This window comes from Sphingomonas sp. Leaf208 (assembly GCF_001421415.1).
Taxonomy (GTDB): domain Bacteria; phylum Pseudomonadota; class Alphaproteobacteria; order Sphingomonadales; family Sphingomonadaceae; genus Sphingomonas.
The window spans coordinates 58,259-78,364 of the sequence record NZ_LMKH01000039.1 but is presented as its reverse complement, the minus strand read 5'-3'; the positions used below and the strand labels follow the sequence as shown (position 1 = coordinate 78,364).

The 20,106-nt window shown below is 64.5% G+C and carries 17 protein-coding genes, 1 tRNA gene and 1 pseudogene; 12 read left to right on the top strand and 7 right to left on the bottom strand.

Annotated elements, in window-relative coordinates; all coding sequences use genetic code 11:
• Positions 1 to 210: 210 nt before the first annotated feature.
• From tnpC to ASE69_RS20925, 3 genes and pseudogenes are all read left to right on the top strand, one after another.
• Positions 211 to 1,201, top strand: a pseudogene (gene tnpC, locus ASE69_RS20930) (IS66 family transposase); the annotation flags it as partial.
• Positions 1,193 to 1,360, top strand: coding sequence for a transposase domain-containing protein (locus ASE69_RS23530; protein WP_414883565.1), 168 nt, complete (start codon positions 1,193 to 1,195; stop codon positions 1,358 to 1,360). The pseudogene tnpC and the gene ASE69_RS23530, both read left to right, overlap by 9 nt.
• A gap of 109 nt (positions 1,361 to 1,469) precedes the next feature.
• Complete coding sequence (locus ASE69_RS20925; protein ID WP_056491153.1) at positions 1,470 to 1,958, top strand: hypothetical protein; 489 nt, start codon at positions 1,470 to 1,472, stop codon at positions 1,956 to 1,958.
• 108 nt (positions 1,959 to 2,066) lie between these two features.
• Here ASE69_RS20925 and ASE69_RS20920 read toward each other — a convergent pair whose 3' ends face one another.
• Complete coding sequence (locus ASE69_RS20920) at positions 2,067 to 3,461, bottom strand: hypothetical protein (RefSeq protein ID WP_056491150.1); 1,395 nt, start codon at positions 3,459 to 3,461, stop codon at positions 2,067 to 2,069.
• A 450-nt stretch (positions 3,462 to 3,911) separates the two neighbouring features.
• A complete protein-coding gene (locus ASE69_RS20915) occupies positions 3,912 to 5,447 on the bottom strand; it encodes a hypothetical protein (RefSeq protein WP_056491147.1) in 1,536 nt (511 codons plus the stop codon).
• Between the two features lie 701 nt (positions 5,448 to 6,148).
• On the opposite strand from ASE69_RS20915, the gene ASE69_RS20910 reads away from it, so the two are divergent.
• From ASE69_RS20910 to ASE69_RS22700, 3 genes are all read left to right on the top strand, one after another.
• Positions 6,149 to 6,466 carry a hypothetical protein gene (locus ASE69_RS20910; RefSeq protein WP_056491145.1) on the top strand — a complete coding sequence of 106 codons (318 nt, stop codon included), beginning with the start codon at positions 6,149 to 6,151 and terminating at the stop codon, positions 6,464 to 6,466.
• Positions 6,467 to 6,806: 340 nt separating this feature from the next.
• Positions 6,807 to 7,445 (top strand): hypothetical protein, encoded by a 639-nt coding sequence (locus ASE69_RS20900; RefSeq protein ID WP_162236906.1) that lies wholly within the window; start codon positions 6,807 to 6,809, stop codon positions 7,443 to 7,445.
• Between the two features lie 210 nt (positions 7,446 to 7,655).
• Positions 7,656 to 8,915: a hypothetical protein gene (locus tag ASE69_RS22700; protein WP_056491138.1), complete on the top strand. Its 1,260-nt coding sequence runs from the start codon at positions 7,656 to 7,658 to the stop codon at positions 8,913 to 8,915.
• A gap of 16 nt (positions 8,916 to 8,931) precedes the next feature.
• Here ASE69_RS22700 and ASE69_RS20890 read toward each other — a convergent pair.
• Positions 8,932 to 9,006 (bottom strand) — tRNA-Val (locus ASE69_RS20890).
• Between the two features lie 44 nt (positions 9,007 to 9,050).
• Positions 9,051 to 9,428 (bottom strand): cell cycle two-component system response regulator CpdR, encoded by a 378-nt coding sequence (cpdR, locus tag ASE69_RS20885; RefSeq protein WP_056065257.1) that lies wholly within the window; start codon positions 9,426 to 9,428, stop codon positions 9,051 to 9,053.
• Positions 9,429 to 9,538: 110 nt separating this feature from the next.
• On the opposite strand from cpdR, the gene ASE69_RS20880 reads away from it, so the two are divergent.
• Positions 9,539 to 10,384 (top strand): N-formylglutamate amidohydrolase, encoded by an 846-nt coding sequence (locus tag ASE69_RS20880; protein ID WP_056491135.1) that lies wholly within the window; start codon positions 9,539 to 9,541, stop codon positions 10,382 to 10,384.
• A gap of 10 nt (positions 10,385 to 10,394) precedes the next feature.
• Here the strand turns inward: ASE69_RS20880 and ASE69_RS20875 are convergent, their stop codons facing one another.
• The 3 genes from ASE69_RS20875 to ASE69_RS20865 form a co-directional block, all read right to left on the bottom strand.
• A complete protein-coding gene (locus ASE69_RS20875) occupies positions 10,395 to 13,577 on the bottom strand; it encodes a TRCF domain-containing protein (protein WP_321163595.1) in 3,183 nt (1,060 codons plus the stop codon).
• Between the two features lie 82 nt (positions 13,578 to 13,659).
• Positions 13,660 to 14,601, bottom strand: a complete 942-nt coding sequence (locus tag ASE69_RS20870) for a Gfo/Idh/MocA family protein (RefSeq protein ID WP_235519032.1) — start codon at positions 14,599 to 14,601, stop codon at positions 13,660 to 13,662.
• 31 nt (positions 14,602 to 14,632) lie between these two features.
• Positions 14,633 to 15,358: a FadR/GntR family transcriptional regulator gene (locus ASE69_RS20865; RefSeq protein WP_056491131.1), complete on the bottom strand. Its 726-nt coding sequence runs from the start codon at positions 15,356 to 15,358 to the stop codon at positions 14,633 to 14,635.
• Positions 15,359 to 15,517: 159 nt separating this feature from the next.
• On the opposite strand from ASE69_RS20865, the gene ASE69_RS20860 reads away from it, so the two are divergent.
• Genes ASE69_RS20860 through ASE69_RS20840 form a run of 5 tightly spaced genes read left to right on the top strand, consistent with a single transcriptional unit; the run spans position 15,518 to position 20,052 of the window.
• Positions 15,518 to 16,381 carry a 2-dehydro-3-deoxygalactonokinase gene (locus tag ASE69_RS20860; RefSeq protein WP_056491128.1) on the top strand — a complete coding sequence of 288 codons (864 nt, stop codon included), beginning with the start codon at positions 15,518 to 15,520 and terminating at the stop codon, positions 16,379 to 16,381.
• A complete protein-coding gene (locus tag ASE69_RS20855) occupies positions 16,378 to 17,010 on the top strand; it encodes a 2-dehydro-3-deoxy-6-phosphogalactonate aldolase (protein ID WP_056491126.1) in 633 nt (210 codons plus the stop codon). Before ASE69_RS20860 ends, ASE69_RS20855 begins: the two co-directional genes overlap by 4 nt.
• A 56-nt stretch (positions 17,011 to 17,066) precedes the next feature.
• Complete coding sequence (locus ASE69_RS20850; RefSeq protein ID WP_056491123.1) at positions 17,067 to 18,188, top strand: 8-amino-7-oxononanoate synthase; 1,122 nt, start codon at positions 17,067 to 17,069, stop codon at positions 18,186 to 18,188.
• Positions 18,185 to 18,802 carry a dethiobiotin synthase gene (gene bioD / locus ASE69_RS20845; protein WP_056491120.1) on the top strand — a complete coding sequence of 206 codons (618 nt, stop codon included), beginning with the start codon at positions 18,185 to 18,187 and terminating at the stop codon, positions 18,800 to 18,802. The genes ASE69_RS20850 and bioD overlap by 4 nt, the downstream gene beginning before the upstream one ends.
• Positions 18,799 to 20,052, top strand: coding sequence for an adenosylmethionine--8-amino-7-oxononanoate transaminase (locus ASE69_RS20840; protein ID WP_056491116.1), 1,254 nt, complete (start codon positions 18,799 to 18,801; stop codon positions 20,050 to 20,052). Before bioD ends, ASE69_RS20840 begins: the two co-directional genes overlap by 4 nt.
• The last annotated feature ends 54 nt before the right edge of the window (positions 20,053 to 20,106 follow it).

Sequence of the window (20,106 nt, the reverse complement as noted above, 5' to 3'; positions counted from 1 at the left end):
GCCGTGGGAATGGAAAGCTCGACAACAGCGCCCCGAAGCCATCGCGCAAGCCGCGTAGCATCAGTCGCGCCAAACTAGAGGGCGCTCACCGAATGCATACTGCCCGACCACCTGCCACGCGCGGAGGCCGTCCACGAACCCGCCTCCGGCGCCTGCACATGCCCGGACTGTGGCGGTGCGCTACGCCGTCTCGGGCAGGACGCCGATGAGATGCTCGATGTCCTGCCGGTACACTGGCGCGTGGTGCGGAACGTCCGACCGAAATACAGCTGCCGGACGTGTGAGAAGATCGTCCAGGCAGCTGCCCCGGTGAAGGCAGTCGCACGCGGAAAGGCGACATTCGCAACGCTGGCCCATGTCGTCGTCTCGAAGTTCGAACATCACCTGCCGCTTTATCGGCAGTCCGAGATGATGGCSGCCCAAGGTGGACATCGACCGCTCGACGCTGGCGGGCTGGGTCGGTCAKGCAGCCGCGCTGCTYGACCCCATCGTCAGTCGCATCCGCGAGGAAGTGCTGAAAGGCGACAARATCCACGCGGACGACACGCCAGTCCCGGTGCTCGACCCAGGCCGCGGACGCACCGCGACCGGGCGRCTATGGGTCTATGCAGTCGATGACCGCGCCTCSGGCAACACGRCCCCGCCTGCGACATGGTATCGCTTCACGACCGACCGTACCGGTGCACATCCGCAAGCCCATCTCGCCGGATTTCGAGGCTTCCTCCAGGCCGACGCCTATGCCGGTTACGACGGGCTCTATCGAAGCGGCGTCACAGAAGTCGCGTGCTGGGCCCATTTCAGGCGCAAGGTGTTCGACCTGCACGAGCGGGTTGCTACGCCGCTGACCACCGACATTCTTGAACGCATCGGTGCCTTGTACAGCATAGAGGCCGAGGTCCGCGGCAGGCCGCCTGACGTGCGGCTGGCGGCGCGGCAGAACCGGACGAAGCCGCTGGTCGATGCGCTGCGCGAGGCACTGGACGCAGCACTGCGCCGCCTGTCGCCAAAGTCCGACATGGCCAAGGCTATCGCCTATGGCACGAAGCGATGGCTCGCACTGGGTCGCTTCCTCGATGACGGGCGCCTGGAGATCGACAACAACATCGCCGAACGCGCGTTGCGCGGCGTTGCCGTCGGACGGCGAAACTGGCTGTTCGCTGGTTCGAAAACGGGCGGCGAGCGCGCCGCGGCAATCTACACCGTCATCCAGACCTGCAAGGCCAACGGCGTCGACCCGCAGGCCTACATCGCCGACGTCACTGGGAAGATCGCAGCGGATTGGCCGGCCGCGCGATGGGACGAACTCATGCCCTGGAACTGGGCTGCACAAACCGTAGAGCCAGTGGCGCAAGCCGCATAATCTGCGGTCTGCCGGCCACGCTTACCCTTGAACGAACATGTTCACCAGCAGCTATCAGATCTAGGCGACCCCGACCTTGCCACGGCGATGCTCGAGCGGAGAGATTGAGATGGCAACGCAACGAGATATTGCCGATCATCTCGGCATCACCCAGCCCGCGGTAGCTGGCCTCGTGCGGGATGGCGTCATCACGCCGGCCGCGCGTGGCAGCTATGACCTGGACGCCGCCCGGCTGGCGTACTGTTCCCACCTTCGCGAGCAGGCGGCGGGACGGGCCAGCCAGTCAGGCGCGGCCCTCGACCTCGCGACGGAGCGCGCTCGCCTGGCGGCGGCGCAAGCGGAAGCTCAGGAGAGGAAGAATGCGAGGGAGCGCGGCGAGCTCGTCGACCTGGTGGAGATAACGAACACCATTACCGGCCTGATCGAGCTTACCAAGGCGTACCTTTCGCGGGTTGGTGCAGTCGTAGCGAAAGGCGACGCGGCACTTCGCCAGCGTATCGACCAAGCCGTGAACAATGCTCTAATTGATCTGAGTGACGTCGAAGTGGTTGATATATACGCGATGCATTTGGGTGCCATGATCGAGCCCGATGAGTAAGCGCCCAGCATGGCTGCCCTGGCATCACGAACCAGGCCCGGCTTCTGGCAGCGCCGCGTTAAGCAAACCACAGACCGGCATCGCAGTGCTAGGCCGGCCTGACGGAAGCTATGATGTCGGGAGCTTAACCTCGCTTCCGCCAGCTTCCGCGATGGCGGTCCGGCAAGAGGCTGCATATGCATCACCCGCCCCAGCTTTGAGTATTTGAACTGCCTTAAATAGTTCGACGGTATCAAGCAGGGTTAGATTGCTAGTCGCGGCGAACGTCCGAACTTTTAACGTGAACGTATCCGACCTCTCGTTCGGTCGAATTAAGCGTTCACCGTTGCCAAATAGTACCCCGACGGCCATCGCGTCGATATCTTCCCGCGAAAAGTCCTCCGCCAGATTCCGATGGAGCTGGGAGGCTTTATCGATTGAGACAGGCTTCGTATCCTTTCCCTCAACCTCGCCGATAAAGCGCTTGCCGTCCGCCTCAAAAACTACATCAAATTCACTTGTGCCGTCATCGACAGTAGAAACCTCATATCCAAGTAAAATCAATGCCCCTCGCACCGCTTTCTCTAGCTCTTTACCAGAACCAAACAATAGCGTTTTCCAAGCGGATTCGTCATCGAGTGCAGCAACGGCCGCCTGCCGCCTCAACGAGAGCTTTTCCGCTTCGGCCGCGACTGCATCGAGCTCCTGCAAGAGAGGCGCTTCACTTAAGAGCGAAAATTCGGTGGCTTGTACCCATTCTGGCGCAGCCTCACGCCCTCCGGTTGAATTGATCGCACGGTCGAGATCTATAAGATCTTTGCGAAACGCCCGGACGAACTGCGTGTAGCTGGTAGCCCAGTGCTCCCCATCATCGGCAACTTCCTTTCCTAGGTAAGACCAATCCAACTCTGGTAAAAACAGCATATATCCACCGGACGTCGGATGACGGTGCAGCAGCCCAAGAGTTCTGTTACCTGCTGCCGTTGAAACTAGAACATCACCTTCCATTCCTGACATGTACGCGTGGTAAGTCATATGCTCGCCATGCTTAGACCAGAACTCGTGTAGTATTTTACCGTCCTGCGTCAGCTTCATATTTTTGCCGCTTCCAAACCCTAGCCTCGACGTGGCTATGGGAATAAAGTCGTAATTTGAGCAGCGATTTACATGCACCGTTTTTCTAGCGTTCCGCCCAGTACCGGACGCCTCATATGTTCCAGTGTAGTAATTTCTCTCATTGTGGTCCGATAGAAAGAAGATCAGCGCCTTTCCCGCATCCAATGCTTCCTTGTACTGTCGAGCCCAGTGCGGCCGCATCTCGCGGTAGGTCCCTGACGACTCCTCGTCGAGAGTTTGCCGGCCTTGATACGCGTCACTGTAGCTATTCGAGAACCCAGACCAATTAGGCTCTGCGACAACTATGTCCGCGTCTAACAGCGATCGTTTATCCGTAAAGTCGATTGGCTCGAAGCCTTCGCAGGACGGGAGAGAAATTCCTAAAGCCAAAATCGACTGTTTCGCCATCTACTCGCCCTTACGGTTGTCGACGATGCGTGTGCCGCTTCCCAACCGACGAGTCGAGACGCGAAAGCAAGTCACTCGGGAGGCATTGGACCCAAAGCCACGCCTTGTTCCGGAACTGTCGGGTTCCCGTGCGCTAATCCTGTCACACAGTGCCATGGCAGCCCAAACACCCAAATCGGGGACGAGGGCAGGATATGTTGAGTGGTAGCAGTGTTTAACACCGGCACTGGCGGCCTTGCACAGTGCAAGCCTCATCCTCCCTCATGCCCGATCGATAGCCGTGCAGATCAAGGATCTGGGGCTAGGGCAGGATATGTTCGGTGGTAGCAGGTTACTAACCGGCCGACGCCGTGAGGCTTGCACTGTGCAAGGCTATGCGCCCCTCCGGCCGCTATTCGAACGCTGTCGCCAGCATGAGGGGACAGCCGCGGGTTTGCCGTCAGCGTGCTATCATCGAGGCCCTTTGCGTCCTCTTGCAGCGGATGCTCTGCGCTGGGACCGGTTGCCTTTATAACTCTGCCTCGAAGGTGCGGGAGGAAACTCGCTAACGCTGATCCCACCTCTGCGGAGGCGCGCTGGTACCAGGATGCCGCCTTGTTTACGCAAACGCTCCACGTCACTTTCGTGCTCGGGGGTCCATTTGTCGATTTCCAGTAAGAGCAAGTCCTCCGACCCACCCTTGCGGCCCGTCACCTGCTCTGAAGCATCTACTGCGACGCCCAACATTCTCTTGAGGTGTCGGTTGTCGTAAAGCGCAACTTCGCAATAAGCTTTCAGAAGACCGGACCGGAACTGCCGGTAGCGATCGTATCCCTCCGCGACCATCCATGGTTCGCGGAAAGCGACCACCAGGAAAACGTGTCCGCACTCTGGATCGGCGGCACCTTCACCCGGAACGACGACGCGAGCAAAACGGTCGAGCCCGCGTTGTTCGGCGTTCGCTAAGGCGCCGACAAACGCCTCGCCTAGCGCTCGGCGGCTTGTCCTCGTTTCGAGCGCCATAACTCGCAGGCTTCGCTCCGACAGACGAGCGTCCGGCTCTATGCCGGCGACAGCCACCGAGGTTCCGGCCAACACATTCACCGTGAAGACTCGGATGAGCTTATCCCATGCGTAGCTTACGCGGTCCGCCTCAGCCTTTCGTCTCGCGGCCGGCGAAGCCTTAAAGTCGCGGTACATACCGCCGGCCAGGTTGATCTGGCCGCCAAACGGCTCGAGTTGTTCTGGCCGCGGGAAGCCGTGCTCACCATCGCCGATATCAGTTGTTAGATACACGGCAAGGATCTCGGCTTCACTGACCGCATGCCCGATGACCTGCTGCCGGATGGCGGCTTGCCGCGCGCCAAGATACCGAACGAAATCGGTTATCGTGTCCATCTCTCGCAGCACGAGGTTGAGCGCTGTCTCGTCAAAAACGTGGACGAACGGGCCATCCGGGTCGACATCGCCGAAGGCAAACGGTGTGTAGCCAGGAAACGTCGGGTCAACGTGGGATGGCCCCTTGAGATGGCTATTCACCATCAACGATCCATCCGGATCGTTGAAGTGGCGCGAGCAAGCAGCTTGAGCGCCAAGGGCGACCGCGATACCATGGATGCGCATTCTATCGGGCGCAGGAAGTTCTACCGGCAGGGGGGTTTCGCACGCCGCATCAACAAAGATGCGATCCGGGTATCTGCGTATCCACCGCTCGGCGCCCCGTATCTGCTTTACGGAAGCCTCAACGGCGCGGCGGTACCAGCGCGACCAAGATAGCCCGACGTCATCGCCGCCCGGCCATGTGATAGACTTATCGCTGAAGATAACGACGTCATCGCCACAAACGACGAGTAGATCAGTTAGCTCCTTGCCGTTGCCTTTTCCATGCTCCTTTCGATCGTTGAAGGTGTTCGGATATGACCACAGGTCTAGAAACGTTCGATCCGCGAGGGTCGCCAGATAGCGCTCGCTTTCCGTTGTCCCCACTCCGCGGTTGATCGGCCTCATCGCGCCGAGGTGGGCTTGGGGCTAGGGCGGGATATGCTTGATGGTGGCATGTTACTAACCGGCGGACGCCGTGAGGCTTGCACAGTGCAAGGATGTCGGCGGCATCAGGCAGCCCCTTTTGGGCAAGAGGGACAGAGGGCAGAGGGCGGGATATGGTCGGTGGTGGCAGTGTATTACGTTCTACGCGGGCCCGGCCGCCATGTAACCTATTCAGGTATCTCAATGCGCCCGTTGCGGGAAAACCGTTGGACTAGTTTTAAAACGTCGCGGCCTTCCGGACTAGGGATGGCTCCGACCCCCGCACAATCTGGACACGAACCAGGGAACTGTTGCGACCAACCACCGCCGCCCCGGCTTATTGCCGGCGGGGCATACTGCCCCGAGCCACCGCACTTGGCGCAGCTATGAAAATAGGGAGCTTCATCAGTCACTTGAACTTCTCCCGCAAAATCAGTCGCACGGCCTCGGGTCGGCTCGGCGACACGGGTTGGGTCGCTATCCACGCGTCCAGCTGAGCCAACTGTTCAGGGTGCAATCGCACTCCGACAACGTGACCCTGTCCTGTCGGCTTTGGACCACGTTTCCGTGTTAACGAAGTTTGTTGACCATCCATAACAACTGCGTTAACGCAGAAACGAGCCGAACGGAAGCTACCAACGACCGTCCGGCTCTAACCGCAACCGATCCTATGGAGATCGATCATGGCTGTTCACGCCTTAAAGCCGGCCGCGTCGCCGGCCAATACCGATCGCGCCCGTTTCAATCTCGCGCTGGCACACTGCGCGATAGCTGGGGATGCTCGGGACGCCCTGCCCTCCAGTTCTACCATTCACGATGAGATCGCTGCTGGTGAAGCGCTCGAGCGCGCCCAAGTGGTGCTGGCGATGGCAATTGCCCCCGACCATGCGACGCTCGCCAAAAAGCTTCGACTGACGCTCTCGTGGGCCGGTGTACATCCGGCAGTGATCGATAGCCTTGTCGCGGACGTGTCTGCACTCGATCGGCGGGCAAAGGCATGACCTCGACTCGCAGCATTGAGGGCAAGGGCCTTCACTTCCCCGCCTCGCTCGCAATCGACGAGTCCGGCGTAATCATTGCCCCGCCTATCGAGACTCTGCCGATGATCGCGGCGGCGGTCGAACCAACCCAGCTGCTCTATTTCGCGCAGCGCCTGATCCGGGGCGTAAATCGCCGACGCCATCAGTTACGATGGTCAGCGATAAATGAGCAGCGCCTAGAATTGGCACGGCTTTGCATTGCTCGAGCTATGTCAGATCCACACAGTGGTTTGCCAGCGTAAGCATGGCCGCGAGAGCAGTTCGTGTTGACAATGATGATCGTTGGTCATACTCGATGATCATGACCAACGATCATCATTCCCGCAGTGACATCGTACAACTCGCCAAGGTCGAGAACGACGTGCTTACTGTTTGGCTTCGTCAAGGCTTGATTCGGCCAATCGATGCCGGGGTGGGTCGTGGAAAGTCGCTGCGGTTCGATCCGTACCAAGTTCGGATCGCCAGGGTTTTAGCGGACGGCCGAGGGGTCGGCCTGAACGGCGACGCATTGAGGGCAATCGCTGACGCATTACAAACTGCCATACAGACATTCGCAAAAGCAGACGCACACCCTCGATTGCTATCTTCGATAATCGAAGAGATCGAGGCGCCCGGCCACTTCCAAGATAATTTTGCATCGATCCGGCGATTAGCAGCAAACCGGCCCAGCGATGAACTGACTGATTTGCTGGAGATGTACGAGCAGGATGGATTCGAGGAGACAGTAAAGAAGGCTGCCGCAGTTTTCTCGGTCGAGGATCTCGACAACCTCTGGCTTTGTGTTCAGCTATTTGACGCCGAAGGTTATCTCGTAGCCTATTGGGATATTCATAACGGGCTGTGGAAGGTAGAACGACACGCTACCCTGGACGGTTCAAGGCTCCCGTCTGCGGCTTGCATCCTTCTAGATCTATCGCCGCTGGCGGACTTGCCGGAATGACGCCCCTCGGGAACGCCAATCTGGTAAATGACACGCTCAGTGTAACGGCGTCATGAAGGGGCTTGTCGATCTCGATCGACGGTGGTCGCGAGCGTTGCAAGCCGGTCGGGGTTTGCGCCTTTCCGATTCCGACCTAGATTTGCTCGCCTCGATTGGCGGCTACGCCGTACTGCATCAAGCAGCCGAACAAGCACTTAGGGAGCAGGCTCGATGCCGCGTGAGCCGAAGGAACCCTATCGACGGGGGCAATTCTGGCTCGGCTGGGATCGAAAGCTCGACGGCTCCCTTCGCTCCCCGTTCCTTGCCATCTTCTGGTACGATCCCGAGCGGGGACGCGAACGAAGCACTTCTACGCGCACAGCGGACGTTGAGCAGGCAAGGCACCGCCTAGATGCCCACTATCTTGAACGCGACCGCGGTGCGTCGATCTGCCCTACTTGCGGGCAGCAGCGCGCCGTGGCGTCCGGCTTCCTCGTGACCGACGCCATCTCAAACTATCAGATCCTGCACGGCCAGCTTCGCGCCTCATCCGAGGCGATCGCGGCGAGACTGGCGCACGTAGTCCGGTACATTGCGACGCTGCCCAGCGCGGCGGTCGCGTGTGAGCAGGTCAACGATGAATGGGTACAGCGCTTTCGAACGTGGCTGACGGCTCAGCCCATCGTGAGCACCGGAGGCAATCATCGCCCTAGATCGGCATCGACGGTTGAAAACAGTGTCATTCAGCTGGCCGCGGTCATCAACGCAGCACATCGGCGCGGCGACGCTTCCAGGCCGGCGGGCTTTCGGCCTATCCCCCTTAAGGAGCTTTCTGCGACCCCGCAGCATCGCGCTACGGTGCCCGAGCTCGCAGCTATGTTCCGGTACGCGCTCAGCCGTAGGCGGCAGAGCGACGGCGCCGGGCTGCATCGCTTCCTTATCGCATCTGTCTCGACCTTGGCCCGGCCCGATGCCGCGCACGAGATATCGACGGCCGCAGACCGCGGACAGTGGAACAGTCAGCGTCGCGTGCTCGACCTCAACCCTAGGGGGCGGCGGCAGACCAAAAAGTATCGGGCAACGGTGCGCGTGCCTTGGCAGTTTGCTGAGCACCTGGACAACGTAGCCGGGAAGTTCGTGCCAGTGTCGACCGTGCGATCTGCATGGCGTGGCATGGCGATCGAACTCAGTCTGCCGGGGGATGGCGAAAGCGGTATGAAGCTGATTCGTCGTTCCGTCGCGCAGCTGTTGCGCGATCGCCGAGTGCCGGCGGAAGAGATCGAGCTTATGATGGGTCACCGCAAGCTAGACGCTGTAACGGACCTCTACGCGGCTTTCCGCCCCGAGCATCTATCGAATGCTATAACCGCCTTGGAGGGCATCATCGACGAAATCGAATGCTTTGTTCCGGGTGCCTTCCACCGGAAGGACACCGGACAGACTGGGTCAAGTCTGAAACTTATTTCGGGCGGAGTAGCCAAAAATGGCTGAACTCCGCCAGAAACAATGGTGGGCGTGGCAAGGATTGAACTTGCGACCCCTGCGATGTCAACACAGTGCTCTACCACTGAGCTACACGCCCGCCGGAGGGCTCCACTAGCCGCGCTCTTCGCGGCGTGCAAGCCCTCAATGCATGCCCGTCACATTATCCATCTCGAACAGCCGATCGACCTCGGCGACCAGGTCGCGCAGGTGGAACGGCTTGGACAGGACGCGGGCCTGCGGCATCGCCCGCCCGGCCTTCAGCGTGACCGCCGCAAAGCCGGTGATGAACATCACGCGCAGGTCCGCGCACATCTCGCCGGCCTTCTGCGCCAGCTCGATGCCGTCCATCTCGGGCATGACGATATCGGTCAGCAGCAGGTCGAACGTCTCGGTTTCGAGCAACGGAATCGCCGCCGTCCCGCGGTCGACCGCGGTCACGGCATAGCCCGAGCGTTCGAGCGCCCGAGTCAGATACTCGCGCATGACCTGATCGTCCTCGGCCAGCAGAATTCGTAACATCGATCTAAAGTCCCGTTTTCACACGCACATTCCGCGGTCGCCCTACCCTGAAAATGGTTAACATATCCAGGTCGATTGCCCATGCCCGGTGCTGGCCCTAGCGTGGTGCGATGCAGTCTTCTCCCTTCGAGCGCTTGGGCGCAATGCCGCCCGTGAGCCCGGTGGTGGTGTCCGTCCCGCACGCAGGCCGGGACTACCCGCTCGCGCTCAAGACGGCGTTGCGCGTGCCGCTTGCCGGGCTGCTGCCGCTCGAGGACCGGCTCGTCGATGCGGTGGCGCGTGCCGCACGGACCGACCAGACGACGATCGTCCAGACCCGCGCGCGCGCCTGGATCGATCTCAACCGGCGCGAGGACGAGCGCGATCCGCTGCTCGACGAGGGTGCGCAGTCGCTGCCGCTCGCCCAGCAATCCGCCAAGCTGCGCAGCGGGCTCGGGCTCGTCCCACGCCGCGCATCGGGGGCGGGCGATCTCTGGGCGCGGCGGTTCACCGATGCCGACGTCACCGCGAGGATCGCCAACGATCACCGTCCTTACCATGCGGCGCTCACGGCGGCGCTGAAGGCCGCGCACGATCGATTCGGCGTGGCGGTGTTGCTCGACGTGCATTCGATGCCACCGCTCGGGCCGGGTGGATCGCGGATCGTGATCGGCGACCGGTTCGGGCATTCCGCCGAGCCACGCTTCATCGCGCGAATCGAAGCCGAGTGCGTCGCGCGCGGTTTCTCTACAGCGATCAACGCGCCCTATGCGGGGGGCCATATCCTCGAACGCCATGCGTGCCCGGCCGCGAACGTTCATGCGATCCAGTTCGAACTGGACCGCACGCTGTATCTCGATCGCAAGCTCCACGCGCCCGGCGCCGGCTTCGCGCGCGTGGTCGATCTGGTCCGCGCGATCCTGGCGGCACTCACCGACGAGGCCTTGCCCGTACCGCTCGCCGCGGCCGCCGAATGACCGAACGCGCCTAGCCGATCAGCGCGTCCAGCAGTTCCTCGATCCGCCCTGCCCGCGCGATCGGGTCGGCAATGCCCTCGGCGGCGATCCAGCGCCCGTTCTTCTCGACCAGATCGTCGAGCGGTTTTGCGGCAGTCCGGTCGTGCGGCGTGAACGCGATCGCCGCAGGACCCGCGTCGATCTGTCGTACGCCCGCCTCACGCGCCATCATCCGGATACGCGCCACCTGCAACAGTCGCAGCGCCGCCTCGGGCGCCTTGCCGAATCGATCATCCAGCTCGGCCTCGAACAGGTCGAGCGCCGAGACATCCTCAAGCCGCGCAAGCCGGCCATAGAGCGACATCCGGACCTCCATCTCGGGGATCCACGCTTCGGGAAGGCTGCCGCCCAGTTCGAGGTGCAGCTCGGGAATCCAGTCGTCGATCGGCGCACCGCCTTCGCGGTCGATCCGCGCCAGCCGCAACGCGCGGCCGAACAGATGCTGGTACAGGTCGATCCCGATCAGCTTCATGTGACCCGCCTGTGCCTCGCCGACCAGATCGCCCGCACCTCGCAGATCGAGGTCACGCGCGCTGATCGCAAAGCCCGCGCCCAGGCGGTCGAACGCCTGCAGCGTCCGCAACCGCTTCAGCGTCGCCTCGGCGATCGTCGCCTCGCCGTCGGTCAGCAGCATCACCTGCCCCCGCCGTCCGCTGCGACCGACGCGGCCGCGCAACTGATGCAGCTGCGACAGCCCGAACCGGTCCGCGTGATGCACGATCATCGTGTTCGCGCGCGGCACGTCGAGCCCGGCCTCGATGATGTTCGTCGCGAGCAGCACGTCGCCGTCGCCCGCCGCAAACGCCACCATCGCCTCGTCGATCTCGCCCGCCGGCATCTTCCCATGCGCCTGCACCAGCCCGAGTTCGGGCACGAGCTTGGCCAGCTTGGCGGCTAGCGGCGCCATGTCGTCGATCCGCGGCACCACGACGAAGCTCTGTCCACCGCGCGCCCGCTCGCGACGCAGCGCCGCGCGCACCGTCGCGTCGTCGAACTGCGCCACCGACGTACGGATCGGCTGGCGACGTGCCGGCGGGGTGGCGATGACCGACAAGCCCTGCAGCCCGATCATCGCGGATTGCAGCGTCCGCGGGATCGGCGTTGCGGAGAGCGTCAGGACATGCCCCGCCCCCAGCGCATGCATCTTGGCCTTGTCGGCCGCGCCGAACCTTTGCTCTTCGTCGATCACGACGAGCGCGAGATCCTTGTACGCGACACCCTTGCCGGCGATCGCCCCCGTGCCGATCACGACGCCGATCGATCCGTCCGCAAGCCCCGCCCGAACCCGTGCCTTCTCCGCAGTGCTCGACAGCCGCGACAGGCCGGCGACGGCCACGCCGGTCCCTTCGAACCGCTTCGAGAACGTCTCGATATGCTGACGGACCAGCACCGTGGTCGGCGCGGCGATCGCCACCTGGCGCCCGGCCAGTGCGACGGCAGCAGCGGCACGCAACGCGACCTCAGTCTTGCCGTAGCCTACGTCGCCGATGATCAGCCGGTCCATCGGCTTGCCGCTCGCCAGGTCCGCCAGCGTTGTCGCGATCGCCTTTGCCTGATCCGGCGTCTCGGTGAAGGCGAAGCCGGCGGCGAATTTCTCGTACCGGGCACGGTCGGGCTCGATCGGATCGGTCGTCCGTGCGTCGCGTTCCGCAGCGATCGCTGCGAGGTCTCGCGCGCTTTCGGCAATCGCGGCATCGATAGCGCCTCGCCGCTTCTGCCACGACGCGCCGTCGAGCGAATCGAGCGTGACCGCGTCGATCTCCGCGCCGTACCGCCAGATCCGGTCGGCCTCGCGCACCGGCACTAGGCGGCGGCCTTCCTTGGCATATTCCAGGACGATCGCGTCGCCGTCGGTCCCCGGCAGCATTTCGAGCCCGCGGACGACGCCGATCCCGAACTCTTCGTGGACGATCACGTCGCCGCATCGCAGCTCGCTCGTCAGCCCCGGCAACATGCCGGCGCTGCCGCCTGCGATCTCGTCGCCACGCGCGCGCCCACCGAGCAGGTCCGCGCCGGCGACGACCGCGGTCCCACTGGCGACGAACCCGCGATCGACGGGGGCGACCAGCAGCATTGCGGTGCCGGGCTTGGCCGAAACGACGTCCGTCCAGCGATCGACCGACGTGAAGGTGATCTTCGCCGCCCGCTCGAGCCTGGGCTGGAGGAACCGCAGGTCGCGCGGCGATCCCACGACGAGCAGACGCCTATCCGCGAGTGCGTCCTTCGCGAACCGGGCGAACGCGCGCGCCGGATCGCGCCGTTCGATGAACCGCGGGGGCATTTCGTCGCCGACGTCGAACGCGGCCGTTTCACGCTTCGCAATCTCGGCTGCCCAGACCTTGTCGAGGACAAGATCGGCGGAGGCGCGACGCCGGGGCAGGCCATCCGCGGCGATGGCAAGAAACCGATCTCGCCGCTTTTCCGCATCCCGGTCGAACGCAATCGCCGCGTCCGGCAGATGCGCGAGGATCGACACGCCCTTCTCGACCACAGGCTCGGTCGCGCGGCCGATCTCGACGACGTCGACGTCGCCTAGGCCGAGCTGGGACACCGGATCGTAATCACGCAACCCCGTGATGCGTCCATCGGCGAATTCGATTCGGACCGGGGTTTCGCGATCGGCGGGGAACACGTCGATCACGCCGCCGCGGACTGCGATCTCGCCGGGTTCGTCGATCCGATCGTCCGTCAGGTAGCCGACCTCCTCGGCGATCGCGGCAAACGCCTCGATATCGATCGGATCGCCGACCTGGAGCCGCGGTGGCGCTACGTCGAACATCGGCGGTGGCGGATAGCGGACCGCCGTCGCCTCGGCAGTCGTCACCACCAGGATCGGTGCCGCCTTACTCTCGGATCCCGCGCGCAGCCGCCGCAACGCCGCAACGCGACGTCCGACATTGGCAGGCGATGCCGGCGCGTCATCGCCCGGCAGCGCATCGCTCGACGGCACGTGGACGACCAGCGCATCGGGCGCGAGCGCCGCCGCAATGGTCGCGATCTCCGTCGCACGCTGATCGTCCGCCGCGACGTAGACGAGGTTCCCGCCGGACAAGCGCTCGACGATCGCCGCCGCAAGCGGTGCCACTGCGCTAGGCTTCGCCGCAATCGCTGGCGCGATATCCATATTCTCGACGTCTTGACTGACCTGAAGCACCGATACGCATCCTTGTTTCGAGGATGAACGTGATGCAGGCAGCGTGCGTTCCGGCGATACTATCCTCGATCAGGGTATTCGATCACCATGCGAAGGCGGGAACGATCGTCCGTCGTCCGACCAGGAACGCGTCCGCCACGAGCCGCAGCGGCGTAACGTCCACATCGCTCGAGCGCGAGCCGACAAGCGCCGCGAACTTGGCATAGAGCCCGGGATATTCCGCGTCTGGCGCCTCGGTCACCTCGCCGTCGACCTCCAGAATCGCGCCGCCCATGCTCAGCTTGAGCGTACCGCCGTCGGTCTCGACGACAATGTCCCATTGCTGCGGGCCTTCGTGCAGGAAGTCGAACGCCGCCGTGACGGGGATGTCGCCGCAGGTGAGATCGATATCGGCAGCCAGCGGCGACATCCGGCCTTCCGGCACCTGCAGGTCCGCACGATGCACCACCCAGTCGCCGGGGAGGATCTCGGTCACGATCGACAGCGCGTTGATGCCGGGATCGAACACACCGAACCCGCCTGCTTCCAGGATCCAGTCCTGGCCGGGGTGCCAGCGCCGGATATCCTCGCGCCATGCGATCGTGACGCGCTCGACCGTGCGATCGGCGAGCCACGCGCGCGCAGGCGCGACGCCGGCCGCCTCGCGCGAGTGCCAGGTCGCGAACAGCGAACGACCGGCGGCAATCGCATGCGCCTCGATCCGCGCGACTTCGGACAGCGTTGCGGCGGGCGGCTTCTCCATCATCACGTCCAGTCCGGCATCGAGCGCCGCCATCGCGATCGCCGAGCGGCCGACCGGCGGCGTGCAGATCGACACGGCATCGAGGTCATGCCCGGCCGCGAGCAGTTCGGCGATGTCGTGATAATTATCGACGCCGTCGACCACCGCATTGCGACTGACCGCCGCGACCAGTTCGAAACGCGGATCGTTCGCGATCGCCGGCAGATGCTGGTCGCGTGCGATCTTGCCAACGCCGATGATCGCCAGCCGGATAGGCTTCGCAGACATTGCCTCGGTCGCCATTAAAACCCTCTCAGTTACAGTATAACGGTATTTATTCTTCGCCGATCAGCGTCAGCACGTCGCCGATGATCCGCGTCATCGCGATCCGCGCCGCGGCGGGGTCACGTGCGATGATCGCGTCCGCCACCGCGGCGTGATCGGGGATATTGGCGGAACGGCCCTTGATCCGGTTGGTGAAGCGGATCGACGTCCGCAGCGCGGTCGAGACCACCGATTGGAACTGCGCGTAGAACGGGTTCTTCGACGCCCGCAGGATCGCCATGTGAAACGCGATGTCGGCCTCAAGCGGATCGGTCGTTCCCGCCTCGCCCGCTTCCATCTGCGCCAGCCCGTTGCGGATCGCCGCCTCGTCGGCCGCATCGCCGAACCGCGCCGCCAGGGCCGCGGCCTCCGGCTCGATCGCGACGCGCAACTGATTGAAGTGCCGCAGCAACTCGACCGAGAACTTACGCTCCAGCGTCCAGCGCAGCACGTCGGTATCGAACAGGTTCCATGAGCTTGCGGGTTGCACGACGGTCCCCTGCCGCGGCCGCGCGCTGACCAGGCCCTTCGCAGTCAGCATCTTCACCGCCTCGCGAGTCACCGATCGGCTCACGCCGTGCGTCTTGGCGATCTCCGCTTCGGTCGGGAACGGACGGTTTTCGTAGCGTCCGGTGACGATCGCCCGCCCGAGCGTGTCGAGCATCCCATGCGTCAGATTACGGCCCAAGATCGCGGTGGCCGGAAGAACGTCGGAGTCTGTCGTATCGGTCGCCATCGGCCGGGTTTTGGCGCAACGCGCTCCTGGTGTCACGCGTCTTGCAACGCGCCGCAACGATATCCGGTGGAAGGCTTGCGGCATTCATCGTACAATTAGCGACAATGCGGGCGGATACGGACGAAACCGTCAAGCTCGCGACGACGTCGAGGTAGAGTTATGCGGCCTTTCATTGCAGTCGACTGGGGCACCACCAATCGGCGCGCGTTCCGGATCGAGAACGGTGCCGTCGTCGCGACCGAGCGTGACGACCGTGGCGCCGCGGCCGTAGCGGCCGACGAGTACGACGCCGAGGTTGCGGGTATCCGCGAACGGCTGGGCGACCTTCCGATGCTGCTGGCGGGGATGGTCGGATCGAACATCGGCTGGCGTAGCGTGCCCTATGTCGCCGCCCCCGCAGGACTTGCAGAGGTTGCCGCCGCGCTCGACCGGATCGACGACCGGACCGCGATCGTCCCCGGACTGTCGTACCGCGACGGATTGCACGCCGACGTGATGCGCGGCGAGGAGGTCCAACTGCTGGGCGCGATCGCCGCAGAACTGGTGCCAGCGGACGCGCTGCTCTGCCAGCCAGGCACGCACTGCAAATGGGCGACCGTAGAGGGCGGCAGGATCGCCCGGTTCACGACGGCAATGACCGGCGAACTCTTCGCCCTGCTCCGTGCGCACGGCGTCCTGTCGCGCCAGCTCGGCCATCCGGTCGAGCCGGGCACAGCGTTCCTCGAAGGCGTTGCGGAAGGCGCAAAGCGCGATCTCGCCGCCAGCCTGTTCGCGATCCGCGCGCGCGGCGTACTCGGGATCGCCGACGACACGAACGCCGCCTCGTTCGCGAGCGGGCTGCTGATCGGTGCCGATACCGCCGCGCGTATCGAGCCCCGCGCGACCGTCCACATCCTAGCCGACGCAACCCTCGGCGCGCTGTATGCCAGCGCGATCGATGCGCTCGGCGGCGCGTCGCACCATATAGACAGTCAGGCCGCGTTCGTCGCCGGCATCACCCGCATCCAGGATCTTGCAGCATGACCAACCGCCAAGCCTTTGACGACGCCTTCGCGAAATGCCCGCTGATCGCGATCCTCCGCGGCGTGAAGCCCGACGAAGTCGAAGCGATCGGCGAAGCGCTGGTCGAGGCCGGCTTCACGATCCTCGAAGTGCCGATGAACTCGCCCGATCCGCTGGACAGCATCGCCCGACTGGCGCGCCGGTTCGAGGGCCGCGCGGTCGTCGGCGCGGGCACAGTGTTGCGCGTCGAGGACGTCGAGGCGGTCGGCGCCGCGGGCGGCACGCTGATCATCGCCCCCAACGCGAACGTCCGCGTGATCGCTGCAGCCGCGGACAAGGGCTATGTCGCGCTCCCCGGCATCGCGACTCCGACCGAGGCGTTCGCTGCGCTCGACGCCGGTGCCGCCGCGCTGAAACTCTTCCCCGCCGAAGCCGCCAGCCCCGCGGTACTGAAGGCAATGCGCGCGATCCTCCCCAAGGACACGCGCGTGTTGCCGGTCGGCGGGATCGCGCCGGAACTGATGGCGGACTGGCGCAAGGCCGGCGCGGCTGGCTTTGGCCTCGGCTCGGCCCTGTTCGCACCCGGCATGTCCGCCGCGGACGTCGGCGCGCGGGCGAAGACGTTCATCGAGATGTGGAACGCGGGTTAGACCTAAGACTGGACACAGGGATCGTCTTCGCGGCGCGCAGGGTTTAGGGCGGCGCGATGATGTTCGCCGAACAGGAACGAGACCTCGCCAGACTGACGGCCACCGACCGGTACCGATCGCTCCGGCCGCGTACAGGCGTCGACTTCGCCTCGAACGACTATCTCGGACTCGCCGGATCGGACCGGCTTCGCACGGCAATGACCGAGGCATTGCAGCGCGGCGTGCCGGTCGGATCGGGTGGGTCGCGGTTGCTGCGCGGCAATGCGCCCGAGCATGAGGCGCTGGAGGCGGACGCCGCGCGGTTCTTCGGGACTAAGGCCGCGCTGTTCTTCGCGAGCGGGTATGTCGCCAACACGATCCTGTTCGCGACGCTGCCACAACGCGGCGACCTGATCGTCCACGACGCGCTGATCCACGCCAGCGCGCACGAGGGCATGCGGCTCACCAGGGCGACCTTCGTCGCCGCCGCGCATAACGATGCCGATGCGGTCGAGGACGCGATCGTCGCGTGGCGCGCGTCGGGCGGGACAGGGCGCGTGTGGATCGCGGTCGAGAGCCTCTACAGCATGGACGGCGACCAGGCTCCGCTCGCAGTGCTCGCCGAAATCGCAGACCGCCACGACGCCGTCCTGCTCATCGATGAAGCGCACGCGACGGGTGTGTTCGGCACCGACGGCCGCGGGCTGGCCGAAGCGCTGGACGGTCGCGAGAACGTAATTACCTTGCGTACCTGCGGCAAGGCGCTGGGGTGCGAGGGCGCGCTGTTGTGCGGGCCCGCTGTGATGCGCGAGTTCATCGTCAATCGCGGCCGCGGGTTCATCTTCTCGACCGCACCGTCGCCGCTGATGGCACTGGCGGTCGGCGAGGCTCTGCGGATCGTCGCGGACGAACCGGGGCGCCGGGAGAGGCTCTGGACGTTGATCGCCACGGCAGAGCGCGTGCTCGCACCCTACGGCGTCGCGGCAACGGGCTCGCAGATCCTGCCGCTGGTGTTGGGGGACGCCGCGCGGACGATGCATGTGGCGGGCGCGATCCAGGCGGCGGGGTTCGACGTGCGCGGGATACGGCCGCCGACCGTGCCCGAGGGCGGATCGCGGTTGCGGATTTCGTTGACGCTCAACGCGATGGTTGCGGATATCGAGGCTTTGGCCGAGGTCATGGAAGAGGCATTGCAATGACGATCGTCGTTACCGGGACGGACACCGATATCGGCAAGACCGTGTTCGCCGCCGGGCTCACCGCCGCACTCGGCGCGCGCTACTGGAAGCCGGTGCAGGCCGGGCTCGCAGGCGGCAGCGACGCAGCGTCGGTCGTGACGCTCGGCGTTCCTGCGGACCACGTGCTGCCCGAAGCATACCGGCTGACGACGCCGTGCTCGCCGCATCTAGCCGCGGAGATCGACCGCGTGACGATCGATCCCGACCGTCTCGCGCTGCCAGAGGTCGATGGCCCACTGGTGGTCGAGGGCGCGGGCGGCGTGATGGTCCCCGTCACGCGCGAGCTGATCTTCGCAGACCTGTTCGCGCGGTGGAACAAGCCAGTCGTGCTCGTCGCGCGCACCGGGCTCGGCACGATCAACCACAGCCTGCTCTCGATCGAGGCACTGCGCAGCCGCAGCGTCCCCATCCTCGGCATCGCCTTCGTCGGCGATGCGGTCGAGGATAGCGAGGCGACGATCGCGGCACTCGGCAAGGTCCGCCGCCTGGGCCGCCTACCCCGCCTTGATCCGCTCAACGCCGCCACCCTGGCCGAGGCGTTCGCCGCAAACTTCGATCTGGAGGCGTTCCGGTGACCGACTCCCCCGTCTGGCATCCGTTCACGCAGCACGGCCTGCGCGAGCCGATCCCGCTGGTCACGCATGCCGAAGGTGCCGCGCTCTACACGTCCGACGGTCGACGGATCGTCGATGCGATCTCGTCCTGGTGGGTCACCACGCATGGCCATGCCAACCCGAAGATCATGGCGGCGATCGCCGAGCAGGCGGGCAAGCTCGACCAGATCATCTTCGCCGGCTGGACGCACCAGCCCGCCGAAGACCTCGCGCGCGGACTGACCGCGATCATGCCGCCGGACCTTACGCGAGTCTTCTTCTCGGACTCGGGCTCGACCAGCGTCGAGTGCGCGCTGAAGATGGCGCTCGGTTACTGGCTAGACCGCGGCGAAGATCGCCACCGCATCCTCGTGATGGAGCACGGCTATCACGGCGACACGATCGGCGCGATGTCGGTCGGCGCACGCGGCGTCTACAACCGCGCCTACGCGCCGTTGCTGTTCGACGTCGGCACGATCCCCTTCCCCGCCGCCGGGTGCGAGCAAGCAACGCTCGACGCGCTGGAGAAAGCCTGCGCCGCACACCCCGCCGCGTTCATCGTCGAGCCACTGCTGCTCGGCGCCGGCGGAATGCACATCTACGCGCCGCACATCCTCGCCGAGATGCGGCGGATCTGTGCCGCGCATGACGTCCTGTTCATCGCCGACGAGGTGATGACCGGCTGGGGTCGTACCGGCACCTTGCTCGCCTGCGAACAGTCTGGCGTCGTGCCCGACATCCTCTGCCTGTCGAAGGGGCTGACCGGTGGCGCGATCCCGCTCGCGGTGACGATGGCGACCGAGGCGATCTACCAGGCGCATTACGGCACCGACCGCGCGCGCATGTTCTTCCACTCGTCGAGCTACACCGCCAACCCGATCGCCTGCGCCGCCGCCAACGCGAACCTCGCGATTTGGCGCGACGAACCGGTGCGCGACCGGATCGCCGACCTTGCCACGCGCCAAGCCTCGCGGCTGGCCGCGCTTGCCGAGCATCCGCGCATCGCCAACGCGCGGCAGATCGGCACGATCACCGCGGTCGAACTCCGCGGCGAGGACGGCTATCTCTCGCAGATCGGGCCGCGATTGCTCGCCTTCTTCCGCGAGCGCGACCTGCTGCTCCGGCCGCTCGGCAACACCGTCTATGTCATGCCGCCCTATTGCATCGACGACCCCGATCTCGACGGGATCTATGCGGCGATCGCTGAAGCATGCGACGCAATCCGGCATTGATCCTGACGCTCTTGCTGCACTGCAGCAACAAATGATGTACGTGCGACGTTGAGA